Annotated in this window: 11 protein-coding genes; 3 read left to right on the top strand and 8 right to left on the bottom strand. The window is 30.7% G+C overall.

The window, feature by feature from the left end; all coding sequences use genetic code 11:
• Window positions 1-8: 8 nt before the first annotated feature.
• The gene (locus AC1B00_RS01500; RefSeq protein WP_488847794.1) at window positions 9-1,295 is read left to right on the top strand and encodes an adenosylmethionine--8-amino-7-oxononanoate transaminase; all 1,287 of its coding nucleotides are present in this window, start codon (window positions 9-11) and stop codon (window positions 1,293-1,295) included.
• Between the two features lie 13 nt (window positions 1,296-1,308).
• Here AC1B00_RS01500 and AC1B00_RS01495 read toward each other — a convergent pair whose 3' ends face one another.
• The 3 genes from AC1B00_RS01495 to AC1B00_RS01485 form a co-directional block, all read right to left on the bottom strand.
• A complete protein-coding gene (locus tag AC1B00_RS01495; protein ID WP_488847792.1) occupies window positions 1,309-2,388 on the bottom strand; it encodes an NAD(P)/FAD-dependent oxidoreductase in 1,080 nt (359 codons plus the stop codon).
• 124 nt (window positions 2,389-2,512) lie between these two features.
• Window positions 2,513-3,805 carry an adenylosuccinate lyase gene (gene purB, locus AC1B00_RS01490; RefSeq protein WP_488847791.1) on the bottom strand — a complete coding sequence of 431 codons (1,293 nt, stop codon included), beginning with the start codon at window positions 3,803-3,805 and terminating at the stop codon, window positions 2,513-2,515.
• Window positions 3,802-5,970 (bottom strand): AsmA family protein, encoded by a 2,169-nt coding sequence (locus AC1B00_RS01485; RefSeq protein ID WP_488847790.1) that lies wholly within the window; start codon window positions 5,968-5,970, stop codon window positions 3,802-3,804. The genes purB and AC1B00_RS01485 overlap by 4 nt, the downstream gene beginning before the upstream one ends.
• A 155-nt stretch (window positions 5,971-6,125) precedes the next feature.
• Here AC1B00_RS01485 and groES point away from each other — a divergent pair, with 155 nt between their 5' ends.
• On the top strand, window positions 6,126-6,383 hold the full coding sequence (gene groES / locus AC1B00_RS01480; protein ID WP_239817828.1) for a co-chaperone GroES: 258 nt from the start codon (window positions 6,126-6,128) through the stop codon (window positions 6,381-6,383).
• A 10-nt stretch (window positions 6,384-6,393) separates the two neighbouring features.
• Entirely contained in the window at window positions 6,394-8,034 is a 1,641-nt protein-coding gene (groL, locus tag AC1B00_RS01475; RefSeq protein WP_239817827.1) for a chaperonin GroEL, read from the top strand.
• 48 nt (window positions 8,035-8,082) lie between these two features.
• Here groL and AC1B00_RS01470 read toward each other — a convergent pair whose 3' ends face one another.
• The 5 genes from AC1B00_RS01470 to AC1B00_RS01450 form a co-directional block, all read right to left on the bottom strand.
• A complete protein-coding gene (locus AC1B00_RS01470) occupies window positions 8,083-9,348 on the bottom strand; it encodes an MFS transporter (protein ID WP_488847789.1) in 1,266 nt (421 codons plus the stop codon).
• Window positions 9,349-9,428: 80 nt separating this feature from the next.
• Complete coding sequence (locus AC1B00_RS01465) at window positions 9,429-9,845, bottom strand: LSm family protein (protein WP_239817825.1); 417 nt, start codon at window positions 9,843-9,845, stop codon at window positions 9,429-9,431.
• Window positions 9,845-10,204: a 30S ribosome-binding factor RbfA gene (gene rbfA / locus AC1B00_RS01460; protein WP_239817824.1), complete on the bottom strand. Its 360-nt coding sequence runs from the start codon at window positions 10,202-10,204 to the stop codon at window positions 9,845-9,847. The genes AC1B00_RS01465 and rbfA overlap by 1 nt, the downstream gene beginning before the upstream one ends.
• Window positions 10,204-12,849 (bottom strand): translation initiation factor IF-2, encoded by a 2,646-nt coding sequence (gene infB / locus AC1B00_RS01455; protein WP_488847787.1) that lies wholly within the window; start codon window positions 12,847-12,849, stop codon window positions 10,204-10,206. The genes rbfA and infB overlap by 1 nt, the downstream gene beginning before the upstream one ends.
• A complete protein-coding gene (locus AC1B00_RS01450; protein WP_239817822.1) occupies window positions 12,850-13,098 on the bottom strand; it encodes a DUF448 domain-containing protein in 249 nt (82 codons plus the stop codon).
• Between the last annotated feature and the right edge of the window lie 38 nt (window positions 13,099-13,136).

The following is a 13,136-nucleotide window of genomic DNA, read 5'->3' as shown; positions in this document are numbered from 1 at the left end:
AGTTACAAATGCAAAATGATTTAATAAAGCTTGATTTAGCCCACATTTGGCACCCTTGCACGCAAATGAAAGAGCATGAGTTTGTGCCACTAATTCCTATAAAAAGGGCAAAAGGTGTGTATTTATATGATTTTAATGATAAATCATATATTGATTGTATTAGTTCTTGGTGGGTAAATCTTTTTGGGCATAGCAATGATTATATAAATGCTAAAATAATAGAGCAATTAAACACCCTAGAGCATATCATAATGGCTGGATTTTCTCATGAAAGCATTATAAAATTATCAAAAAGGCTTACTGATTTACTACCAGCAAAACTAAATAAATGCTTTTATGCTGATAATGGCTCAAGTGCTGTTGAAGTAGCACTTAAAATGAGTTTTCATAAAAATCTTTTGCAAGGAAAATTAAAAAACAAATTTTTATCACTTAACAATTCTTACCACGGAGAAACGATAGCAGCACTAAGCGTAAGTGATGTTGAGCTTTATAAAAAGACTTATAAACCACTTTTACTTGAATGCTTAAATACCCCTGCACCAAGTGGAATGGAATATGAAAAAGAATTATTTGAGCTTGAAAACTTGCTTGAAAAAGAGCATAAAAATATAAATGCCTTTATCCTTGAGCCTTTAATTCAATGTGCGGGCTCTATGAATATGTATTCAGCTGAGTTTGTTAAAAAGGCTTGTCAGTTAGCAAAATCTTATGATATTGATATCATTTTTGATGAGATTGCTGTTGGGTTTGGAAGAAGTGGGACTATGTTTGCTTTAGAGCTGTGCGAAATTGTGCCTGATTTTTTATGCCTTAGCAAAGGGCTTAGTGGTGGGTATTTGCCAATTAGCGTTGTTGTAACAAGCGATGAAATTTATAATGAATTTTATGCTCCATATAACGAATACAAAGCGTTTTTACATTCTCATAGTTACACAGGAAATGCACTTGCGTGTGCTGCTGCAAATGCGACTTTGGATATATTTATTAAAGATGATGTTATAAACCAAAACAAAATTAAAAGCGAATATATAAACTCACTTTGGCAAGGTTTTGCTGAGTTTAAAAGTGTAAAAAATATTAGGCATCAAGGAATGGTGTTTGCGTTTGATATAGAACATCCTAATACTAGATTTGGGCTTGAGATTTATATAAAAGCGTTAGAATTTGGGCTACTTTTAAGACCGCTTGGCAATACGATTTATTTTATGCCGCCGTATGTAATAAATAACGATGAAATAAATTATGTAATTAGCTCTATAAAAGAGATTTTAAGATTTAAGAATTTGAAATAGGAATTTCAAATTCCTATTTTAGCGTTTCGCTCCACTCTACTTCGGTTAATTTTTTAAGACTTTTTGCCATAAAACCACTATAAGTTTTGCCTAAAATAACGCCTATTGCATAGTCTTTTCCGACTGAACAAATGCTACCTTTATCATTGTATTTAAAAGCTTCGTTAAACTCAGTTCCTTCAAGCTTTGCGTTCAGTCTTTTTGCTAGGTATTTTCCTTGCTTACAAGCAATTTGTGCAGTAGGTGCGTAATTTGAAACAATCGCCGAATCTCCTAAAACATAACAATTATCAAAATTAGGTGCCATCAAATAATCATTTACTAAAACTCTATTATTTTTGTGATTAAAGCCACTATTTGCAATCACTTCACTGCCCTTAACTCCAGCTGTAAAAATTATAGTTTTGGCTTCTATGTAATTATTTTCATCGTTTAAAAATAATTTATCATCAACTTTTTTGATTATTTTATGAGAGCTTAGAACTTTTACGCCTAGATTTTCTAAATAATTTCTAGCTTTTTTAGCTAAATCTTTAGCATAAACAGGCAAAATCTCATCCATTGCTTCAACCAAATATAAATTAATGCTAATTCCTAGATTTTTACAAGTTGTAGCAATTGAGCCACAAAGCTCTACTCCACTAAGTCCTGCACCACAAATAATTACATTTTTATTTTCATAAAGCTCAAGATTTTTATAAAGTGTTTCAGCAGTATTTAATGCGTTTTTATAATTTATTATATTTAAACACTCATCAAGCCCAGCAATGCCAAAGGTATTTACACTCGCACCAAGCCCAACATAAAGCTCATCATAATCATAATTTGCGTTCTCGCAAATAACTTTACCATTTTCAATGCTTTTTACATTATCGCAAATTAAAGTTACATCTTTAGGTAGTATGCTTTTTAGATTTATTACTATGTCTTTTTCGCTTTCTCTTGCTGCGATTTTGTGTAATTCTGTGGTTTTATAATGATATGGGTTATTGTTTATTAGTATGAATTCTGCTTTGCTTAGATTTTTCTTTTTAATCTTTTTAATTAGGCTTAAATTTGCATACCCAGCACCTAAAAATACAATTTTTTTCATAATCTCTCCTTTAAAATTATTTAATAAATTTTAAATAATTTTTACTTTAATTTACATTAAAATACACGAATTAAATTCTAAAAATTAAATGGAATTTGAAATAGGAATTTCAAATTCTTAAATTCTAAAGCCCTAAACGCTCATAAATTTTATCAACATTTTTAAGATGATAATCACTGTTAAATACGGCTTTTATTTCATCAGCGTTTAGTATGTTTTTTATCTCTTCGTTTTCGTTTATTACTTCGCTAAATTGAAGTTTTTCACTCCATGCTTTTTTGGTTAGGCTTTGTACTAAATCATAAGCATTTTCTCTTGAATAGCCTTTATTTATTAGCGTTAATAATAATTGTTGAGAATATATAAGACCATAAGAATTCTCTAAGTTTTTAAGCATTCGCTCAGGGTAAATTATGAGATTTTTTACAATACCACTAAATCTTTTTAGCATATAATCAAGCAAAATCGTTACATCAGGAAGCATAATTCGCTCAGCGCTTGAATGGCTAATATCACGCTCATGCCATAGGTTTATATTTTCATACGCCGTAATTAAATATCCCCTAATCACACGGCTAAGACCACAAATATTCTCACTTCCTATTGGATTTTTTTTATGTGGCATTGCTGAGCTGCCTTTTTGATTTTCACTAAAATATTCAAGCATTTCAAAACATTCTGTTTTAGCAAGGTGTCTAATCTCAGTGGCAAATCGCTCAAGTGCACTTGCGATTAGCGCACACACGCTTATATAATTTGCGTGTAAATCTCTAGGTAGTATTTGCGTGCTTATATTTGCTACTTTTAGCCCTAATTCATCGCAAATTAGCTCTTCAATTTCCATTGGCACATTTGCGTATGTTCCAACTGCACCACTAATTTTACCAACTCTAATCTCTTCACAAGCACTCTTAAAACGCTCGTAATTGCGTCTAATTTCTTCATAAAAATAAGCAAACTTTAGCCCAGCAGTAGTAAGCTCAGCATGAACTCCGTGAGTTCTTCCTATTTCAATAGTATATTTATGCTCATTTGCTTTTGTCTTTAAAATATCAAGCAAAATCTGCAAATCTTTAAGAATAATTTCATTAGCCTTTTTAAGCTGTAAGGCTTGTGCGGTATCTACAACATCAGTGCTTGTAAGTCCATAATGAACCCATTTTTTTTCTTCGCCTAAATTAAGCGATAATGCCCTTGTAAAGGCTATTACATCGTGCTTTGTTTGCTCTTCTATTTCTTTAATTTTTGCTATATCAAACTTAGCATTCTTAAGCAAATTTTCTAAATCAATGCTAGGCACTACGCCTATTTTATTAAACGCCTTGCAAGCTGCAAGTTCAACTTCTAGCCAAGCATTAAATTTAAACTCTTCACTCCAAATACTACTCATTTCATCATTGCTATATCTTGCTATCATCTTTTAAATAATCCTTTTAATAAATTTTCAGCAGGTTTTAGTGTTTCGTTAAGTTTTTCGCTATTGTTTTTACCTGTTAGTTTATCTAGCACTTTTACTGCATTTTCAACGGTGTTTTTTGCATCAGGGATGAATTTTACATCTTCATCTATACCTGCGATTTTTCCTTTTACTTCGTTATTGTTAAATGAAACTAAAATAGGTGCATTTATAACCTTACTTAAAGTATTATAAGTTCCGTTGCTAACTGCGATTTTTGCATTTGTTGCGCTTATGTTTGCATTATAATCAATTAAATTTTTATTTATATTTACTAAAACATCGCCTTTATCAAACACAACCTTAGTTACATCGGTATTTAAAATCGTATTAATTAGCTTAATAGTTTTGTGATATTTTAAATGACCTTTTCCAAGATTTGCTGTTAGTTTTCCACTAGCTTGTTTTAAATCATAATCTAAATTCCCATTCACATTAGCCTTATAAACATCTATTAAATCAAAAGATTTTGCTAAATTTTCTAAAGCTACATTAGATAAATTTGCATTAAATTTATCGCCATTTAGCTTAGCGTTTAATTTACCGCCAAAAAATTCATTTGAGTTTAGCGTAAGATTTAAAATCTTATCAAATACCAAATCACCTTGCACAGCGACATTTCCACTCATATTTTTATTAAGCATTTTATTAAAATTAGCTAGATTTGCACTTGCATTATAGTTTGCATTAACAACACCTTTTTTATAAGTTCCATTAGCATTAAAGCTATCTACTAAATCTGTGATTAATTTCGCATCTAAAGTAATATTTTCGGCACCACTAAGCTTAATATTTGCGTTTGCATTTACTTTTGAATTAACATCTAAATCATAAGCTTTTTTAAAATAACTTGGAACTGTTTTACCATTAATCTCAAGATTTGCATTTCCAACTAAGTTTTTTAAATCGCTTAATTTTGCATCGATATTAATGTCAGCATCAAGCATTTTATCTTGATTTAAAAGCCCTAATAAAGCTAATGATTTTAATCCTTTAATACTTGCATTTAAATCATTTTTACCTAATGTAATATTAGAATTTGCACCTAATAAAAGTCCTTTAATATCGGCATTTTCTAAGCCTGATTTACCTAATTTTGCATTAGCTACAAGATTTATTAATTCACCACCTTGAAGTCTAACTAGCTCAGCATTTGCTCTTAAATCGGTGCTAATTGTGGTATTTTCTTGATTTATGGTAACTTTTGTAAGCTTTGTATTTATATTTTTACCACTTAAAACCGAATTAATATTTGCAACTTTATCTTTATAAAGAATATCTGAAGTAATTTTTAAATTAGAATTTAAAGTAGGATTTATAAATGCTAATTCGCTTAAATTAGTAATTACTTGACCCTTAACAACTTGATTAGTTAGATTAATCGGCTCAAAATTACTTGTAAGATTTAAAATATTTGATTTTATTTGTAAATTAGGTGTAATTTCGTTTGCTTTATAAGTGTTTTTTGAATCAATTATAACCTTACCAAATCTTGAAATATCAATGCCAAAATCTTTTGTAATGCTAGGTTTTAGTTTAAGCTCTGAATAAATACTAACCAAAGCTTTTGCATCAAGCTTATCCTTATCAAACTCATTTACATTTGCATTAAGGTTTATAAAGCCACTTGCATAATCAACTCCAGCGATTTTGCTTAGTTTTTCTACATCTAAATTGTTTGCATCAAGATTTAGCTTAGTTGGAAAATAATCCTTCACATTCGCATCAAGCGTAAGTGGGCTAGTAAATATCACGCCTTTTCCATCTATATTAAAATCACTAAAATTACCCTTGATATTACCTGCGATATTTAGCGGGTCAGTGATTTTTAGAAGTTCTAAATTTTTGCCATTTAGCTCATATTTTACATCAAGACTGCGAGATAATAATGAAAAATCACCATTTACCTTAGCTTCTAGCATAGCATTAACCAAAACTTTTAAATTAATTTTTGAAATTCCTAATTCAAATTCTTCAATTTTTATTGCTATATTTGAGTTTTCATTTAATTTCTTTTCTGCAATATTTTTTACAAAGTTATTTCCAAATCCTGTAAATAACACACAATAAATTCCGATAAAAAGCACTAAAACAAGTGCTAGTATTGAATACAATAGCTTTTTCATTTGATACCCTTTAAGATAAATTATCAATAAACTTGAGCTGTTATAACTAAAGTTCATTTAGTGTTTTTAACTCATTTTATGATTTGATTTACCAATCTTTATTATAATTTAGCACTCAAATATTTAGAGTGATAAATCACAAGAAAGGAAAGAAAATGAATTTTACTCCATTAAACAAGCGTGTGCTAATCAAATGTGCAAATGAAACAAAAACAACAGCTTCAGGAATTATTATACCTGACAATGCTAAAGAAAAACCACAACAAGGCGAAGTTATTGCAGTTGCAAAAGACATTAGCGATGTAAAAGTAGGAGATAAAGTAGTATTTGGTAAATATGCTGGAAGCGAATTAAAAATTGATAATGAAAACTATTTAATACTAAGTTTTGATGATATTTTAGGAATTTTATAAGGAGATTTAAATGGCAAAAGAAATTTTTTATTCAGATGAAGCAAGAAATAAATTATATGAAGGCGTTAGAAAATTAAGCGACGCTGTAAAAGTTACAATGGGACCACGCGGAAGAAACGTATTAATTCAAAAAAGTTTCGGCGCTCCAACAATTACAAAAGATGGCGTAAGCGTTGCAAAAGAAATTGAATTAAAAGATACTTTAGAAAATATGGGTGCAAGTTTAGTTCGTGAAGTTGCAAGCAAAACTGCTGATCAAGCAGGTGATGGAACTACAACAGCAACAGTTCTAGCTCATGCAATCTTTAAAGAAGGTTTAAGAAATATAACAGCTGGAGCAAATCCGATTGAAGTAAAGCGCGGTATGGATAAAGCTTGCGAAGCAATCATAGCTGAACTAAAAGCTTTAGCAAAGCCAGTTGCAGGAAATAGAAAGCAAATCGCACAAGTTGCTACAATTTCAGCAAATAGCGATGAAAAAATCGGACAACTAATCGCTGATGCAATGGAAAAAGTAGGTAAAGATGGCGTTATCACAGTTGAAGAAGCAAAATCAATCAATGATGAATTAAGCGTTGTTGAAGGTATGCAATTTGATAGAGGTTATTTAAGCCCATATTTTATTACAAATGCTGATAAAATGAATTGCGAATTAAGCAATCCTTTAATTTTATTATATGATAAAAAAATCACTAACTTAAAAGACATTTTACCTGTGCTTGAAACTGCACAAAAAAATGGTCGCCCACTTTTAATTATCGCTGAAGATATTGAAGGTGAAGCATTAGCAACTTTAGTTGTAAATAAATTAAGAGGTATTTTAAATATCGCTGCTGTTAAAGCTCCTGGTTTTGGTGATAGAAGAAAAGCAATGCTTGAAGATATTGCAATTTTAACAGGTGGAACAGTAATTTGCGAAGAAATGGGAAGAACTCTTGAGAGTGCAAATGCAGCTGACTTAGGAAGTGCGAGCTCAATCGTAATTGATAAAGACAATACTACAATCGTAAATGGTGCTGGTAGCAAAGATGCAATCAATGCAAGAATTAATCAAATAAAAGCTCAAATTGCTGAAACTACAAGCGATTATGATAGAGAAAAATTACAAGAGCGTTTAGCAAAATTAAGTGGTGGTGTTGCTGTTATTAAGGTTGGTGCTGCAACTGAGACTGAAATGAAAGAGAAAAAAGATAGAGTTGATGATGCGTTGAGTGCTACAAAAGCTGCTGTTGAAGAAGGTATAGTAATAGGTGGCGGTGCTGCATTAATTCATGCTACAAATAGAATTAATCTAAATCTTGAAGGCGATGAATTAATCGGTGCAAATATCGTTCGCAGAGCAATTAAAGCTCCAATTCGCCAAATCTCTGAAAACGCAGGATTTGATTCAGGCGTTATCGTAAATACAATTGAAACTTGCAAAGATGAAAATAGAGGCTTTGATGCTGCAAGTGGCGAGTATGTAGATATGTATGAAGCTGGAATTATTGATCCTGTTAAAGTTGAGCGTGTAGCATTACAAAATGCTGTAAGCGTTGCTTCAATGCTACTTACAACAGAAGCTACAATTAGCGATATTAAAGAAGATAAAGCTGATATGCCAGCTATGCCAATGGGTGGCGGAATGGGCGGAATGCCAGGAATGATGTGAAAAGCCCTAGCTTAAGGGCTTTTTCGTAAAGAATTTGAAATAGGAATTTCAAATTCTTTTATTTAATCTATCAAAATAGAAAGCACAAAAGATTGCTAAGCAAGATATAAAAATCATATAATATCCACTTCCTATATTAAAGTGCTCGTGAGATTTAACAACGATAATAGGAGTTAAAAATCCAGCTATTGCATAAGCTAAATTATAAGAAAATCCTATACCTGTGTATCTTACATTAGCCTTATAAAGTTTGCACATAAATAAAGATGTAAAATTAACAATACCTGCAAAAAATGCCGCAAGAAAATAAAACACACAAGTAATAATTAAATCTTTTAAAATATATAAAGAATAAAAATAACTAGCAACACTAATTCCTAATAAACAAGCAAAAATTATGCAAACCAAACTAGGTTTAAAAGTATCTGCTAATTTTCCGCAAACAACAAGCCCTAACATCATACAAGCACTTGCGATTATTTGAATACTTGTGTTTAAAGTAGCTTTGATTTCTAAAATTTTCTTAGTAAAATTTGGCATCATAATTAGCAAAACAACAACACAAGCAGTAAGAACAAAGGTTAAAAGCATTGATAGAATTATTTCTTTCTTGTAGTCTTTTAATACAGCTTTTATAGGAAAATCATTTAACTTTTTTTCTGCTTTCATTTGTAAAAACACAGGTGTTTCTTGCAAAAATTTTCTTAAATATATACTAATTAGACCAAAAATTCCACCTACTAAGAAAGGAATTCTATAAGCATAATCTGATATTTCTTGCTCGGTATAGTTTAATTGAAGCAATAAAGCACTAAGAGCTCCTAAAGTAATACCACCACAAACGCCACTTGTTAAAACCCCTAAAAATAAAGCTTTATTATTTTCTTTGCTATGCTCGTATATAAAAGCCCATGCAGCAGGTAATTCTCCACCTATTGCAACTCCTTGAACTAATCTAATAATTAGTAGTATTGCGATGGCAAAATATCCAATTTGCTCGTAAGTTGGCATTATGGCAAAAATAAAAGTTGGAACAACCATTAAAATAATGCTTAATAAAAACATATTCTTTCTTCCAAATTTATCACCAAAATGAGCCATAACAACTCCACCCAAAGGTCTTGCTAAGTATCCAGCCGCAAAAGCTCCATAAGTATTAAGTAATTTTATACTCTCATCAAGTTCAGCTGGAAAAAAATGATGAGTAAAATACGGCGTAAAAATCGCAAAAATGATAAAATCATAAAACTCTAATGTCCCACCCAACGCACTTAAAATAAGCGTTTTAGTATCTTTTTTATTAATAGTATTCATACTTTTCCTTTAAATTGTTTTGTCTTGTTTAAAATGGTTAAATTAATTTGAGTGTGAGAGTATATAGGTAAGGCTTGGCCTTACCAATAGATATAAGTTTTTGTAGATTTAATGTCTGCGTAGTTTAAAATAGTGCCGTCTTCTAAAGTGATTTTTTCGTCATCTGCACTAAGTAATTTTGAAATGATTTCTTCTTTTTCTTTAGTTTTTACTTTTACAATTTCGCCTATGCTTAATTTAAAATGCTCTGGTTTTGTTAGCTTTCTCTCAAGTCCAGGAGAACTAACTTCTAAAAAGTATTTTTCATCCGTTGGCGGATTTAAATCTAATATAGGAGAGATTAATCTGCTAAATTTTTCGCAATCATCTAGGCTAACTGATTTATTACTAGAATTTTTCAAAATATAAATTCTGTAAATGAAATTGTCGCCTTCTTTTGCTAATTCAGTATCGTAAATAACTAAATTAAGCTGTTTAGCTAAATCATCTAGCTGCATTATTGCCTTTCTTTATTAATTTGTTTAAATAATTCTTCTATTCTATTGATTTTATCTAAACTATCGTCAAACTTAAAATGAAAATTTGGACATCTATACATACCCAAAGCTCCCAAACAATGAGCCTGCAATACTTTGCTAACTTTTCTTAATTTTGATAAAACTAAATTTTGTTCATCTTTAGTTAGCCCCATTTTATCTAAATAAATAAAAGCATCATAGCGACCTTTCTTGCAATCTACATCATTTACAAGCAAAGAATTAAGCATAGGATCATCTAAATTAGCTAAGGCTTCTCCTATTAATTCTTTTAATAAACTTTGAGTTCTAAGACGCTTGATTTGTGCTTTATCATTCATTATAGACTTACCTTACTTTGAACTTCTTTATAGCTTTCAATAAAATCGCCTTCTCTCATATCGTTAAAGTTTGCGATACCAACGCCACATTCATAACCTTTACTAACTTCTTTAGCATCGTCTTTAAAGCGTTTAAGAGAACTAATTTCTCCTTCAAAAACAACAACACCTTCACGAATAACGCGAATTTTTGCACCCCTTACAATACTACCATCTGTTACCATACATCCTGCGATTTGCCCTACTTTTGGAACATTGATTACTTGTCTAATTTCTGCTTGTCCAAGTTGTTCTTCACTAATAATAGGACTCATTAAGCCACCTAAAATAGCTTTGATCTCATCAATTAGATTATAAATTACATTGTATGTTTTAATCTCTACTTTAGCTTCTTTTGCTTTTTCTTTAATATCACCTGTTGGGCGAACATTAAATCCTACTATCACACCACCACTAGCTTGTGCTAAAGCAATATCTCCTTGAGAAATACCACCAACACCACCTAAAACTATATCAACTTTTACTTCATCGTTTGATAGTTTTTCAAGGCTTCCTTTAATAGCTTCTAATGTTCCACCAACATCAGCTTTTAAAATCACAGGAAGAGATTTTAAATTGCCTTCTTTAATTTTTGCACTAAGTTCATCAAGACTTACTTTGGTTGATTTACTTAATTCTTTTTGTCTTAGATATTCATGGCGTTTTTGTGCATAATCTCTTGCTTCTTTATCAGTTGCTACGCTGATTAAGGTTTCGCCTGCTTCAGGTATTTCATTAAGACCCATAATCACACCGCACTCGCCTGGTAAAATCTCTTTAAGTGCATTGCCTTTACTATCTGTAATGCTTTTAATTCTTCCATAAGCAATACCTGCAACAACAGTATCTCCAACTTTTAGTGTTCCGTTTTCCATAATCACTGTTGTTACTACACCACGACCTTTTTGAAGTGAGCTTTCTACTATATTTGCTTTTGCTGCTGCATTTTTATTAGCACGAAGTTCTAGGATTTCAGCTTGAAGTAAAATGATTTCAAGTAAATCTTCAATTCCTGTTCCTTTTAAAGCACTAATATAAACGAACTCATGACTTCCACCCCACTCTGTTGGCATAATATCAAGCTCTGCTAATTGAGTTTTTACTCTATCAGGATTTGCTGCTTCTTTATCTATTTTATTTACTGCGATAATGATTGGAACACCTGCTGCTTTTGCGTGTGAAATTGCTTCTTTTGTTTGTGGTTTTACACCATCATCAGCAGCTACTACAATGATTACTATATCAGTTACACTCGCACCCCTTGCACGCATTGCAGAGAAAGCCTCGTGACCTGGAGTATCAATAAAGGTAATATTTTTACCATTTTTATTAACCATATAAGCACCAACGTGCTGAGTAATTCCACCAGCTTCACCACTTGCTACACGGCTATTTCTAATATAATCAAGCAAGCTTGTCTTACCATGATCAACATGTCCCATGATAGTAACTACAGGCACTTTTATATCATTTAATTCTTCTTGATTTTCTTCATAATCAGCCACATAGTCAAATTGTGCAGTTTCATCAAAAAAGCTAATCTCAATTCCAAACTCAAGACCTAAAATCTCAATTGTTTCTTCATCTAAGAAATCATTCTTAGTTGTCATCATTCCTTGCATAAATAATTTTGAGATTAATTCGCTATCTTTTTTGCCTAGTTTTTCAGCTAATTCATATAATCTTATTTCTTTTGGAATTTTTACGCTAGTAATTTCTTCGTTATTTTGCTCTTTTTTGTAAGCTTTAGATTTTTTACGGCGAGATCTTGCTATTGAATTATTTGTAAATTGATTGATTTGATTGTTAAATGCACTTCTTAAAGAATTTTGAGCTTTTGCTGGTTTTTCTTCTTCTTTTTTCTCATTAAATGAAAAATCAGGCATTACAACCATATCATCTTCATCATCATTAATTTCTGCAAAATTAGTATCAAAATCCATTTTAGATGAGCTTTCTTTTTTAGCTGCAGGAACTATTTTTTTTGCTTTTTTCTTTTTTAAACTCTCATCTGTGCTAAAAATTGATGCAAAAGAAACAGGTTCTTGAGATTTTGTTTTAGGTTTAATCTCTTCTTTTGGCTCTTCTTTTACTGCATTTTTTTTCTTAATAATTACTAATCCGCGGCGTTTTTCAAGACCACTTTTTGCAAGACTCATAGGCTCTTCTTTAGGTTGCTCTTTTTTTTCTACTTCATTAGTTTTCATTTCTTCTTTAACTTCTACCTTAGTGATTTTTTCTTCTACTATTATTTCTTCTTTTTTTTCTTCTTTAGGTTCTTGTTTAACTTCTGCTTTTACTTCCTTTTGTTTGGTTTCAGTTTTTTTTGTTTTTTCAACCTTTTCAGTTTTAGTTTTAGAATTTTTAGTAGTAGTTGCTTTTGTGTTAGATTTTTTAACGCTTTTTGTAGATTTTGCAACCTCATCTTTTAATACTTGTTGAATTGTGCCATTTTTTAAATATTCATAAATTGCACCTGCAATCTCTTCATTAACTGCTTTTTGAACCGATTTAAATTCAAATCCTAATTCATTGATTTTTTCTAAAGTTTCTTTATTTGAAAACCCTAATTCTGTTGCAATTTCACTAATTTTTACATTCGCCATTTATAAAAACCTTTCTTTTATTTTACTAGCAAGTTCTTTTTTGTCTATGTTATTTTTAACAACCTTATGCAAAGATTTTAAAAATTCATTATCATCTTTAGCTAAGCAAATATCACATAAATACATACTTCTTCCGCTATTAAAGCTAAATAATACTTCATTTGAAAGTATTTGAAAACGCTTTAATTCGCTTTGATTTTTTCTATTCTTACAGATGATACACATTCTAATAGGTTTTGCTTTTTTCATAATGTTTTAATTTTAATTGTTTTTGCTTAACAAAAGTG

This window comes from Campylobacter sp. DY7 (assembly GCF_057802535.1).
This window is presented reverse-complemented; position numbering and strand designations above follow the sequence as displayed.

What these genes read in the sequence shown, in the direction of transcription:
- AC1B00_RS01450 (WP_239817822.1), bottom strand. Translation starts at nt 13,098, where the DNA reads ATGAAAAAAGCAAAACCTATTAGAATGTGTATCATCTGTAAGAATAGA.
- groL (WP_239817827.1), top strand. Translation starts at nt 6,394, where the DNA reads ATGGCAAAAGAAATTTTTTATTCAGATGAAGCAAGAAATAAATTATAT.
- groES (WP_239817828.1), top strand. Translation starts at nt 6,126, where the DNA reads ATGAATTTTACTCCATTAAACAAGCGTGTGCTAATCAAATGTGCAAAT.
- rbfA (WP_239817824.1), bottom strand. Translation starts at nt 10,204, where the DNA reads ATGAATGATAAAGCACAAATCAAGCGTCTTAGAACTCAAAGTTTATTA.
- AC1B00_RS01470 (WP_488847789.1), bottom strand. Translation starts at nt 9,348, where the DNA reads ATGAATACTATTAATAAAAAAGATACTAAAACGCTTATTTTAAGTGCG.
- purB (WP_488847791.1), bottom strand. Translation starts at nt 3,805, where the DNA reads ATGATAGCAAGATATAGCAATGATGAAATGAGTAGTATTTGGAGTGAA.
- AC1B00_RS01500 (WP_488847794.1), top strand. Translation starts at nt 9, where the DNA reads ATGCAAAATGATTTAATAAAGCTTGATTTAGCCCACATTTGGCACCCT.
- AC1B00_RS01485 (WP_488847790.1), bottom strand. Translation starts at nt 5,970, where the DNA reads ATGAAAAAGCTATTGTATTCAATACTAGCACTTGTTTTAGTGCTTTTT.
- infB (WP_488847787.1), bottom strand. Translation starts at nt 12,849, where the DNA reads ATGGCGAATGTAAAAATTAGTGAAATTGCAACAGAATTAGGGTTTTCA.
- AC1B00_RS01465 (WP_239817825.1), bottom strand. Translation starts at nt 9,845, where the DNA reads ATGCAGCTAGATGATTTAGCTAAACAGCTTAATTTAGTTATTTACGAT.
- AC1B00_RS01495 (WP_488847792.1), bottom strand. Translation starts at nt 2,388, where the DNA reads ATGAAAAAAATTGTATTTTTAGGTGCTGGGTATGCAAATTTAAGCCTA.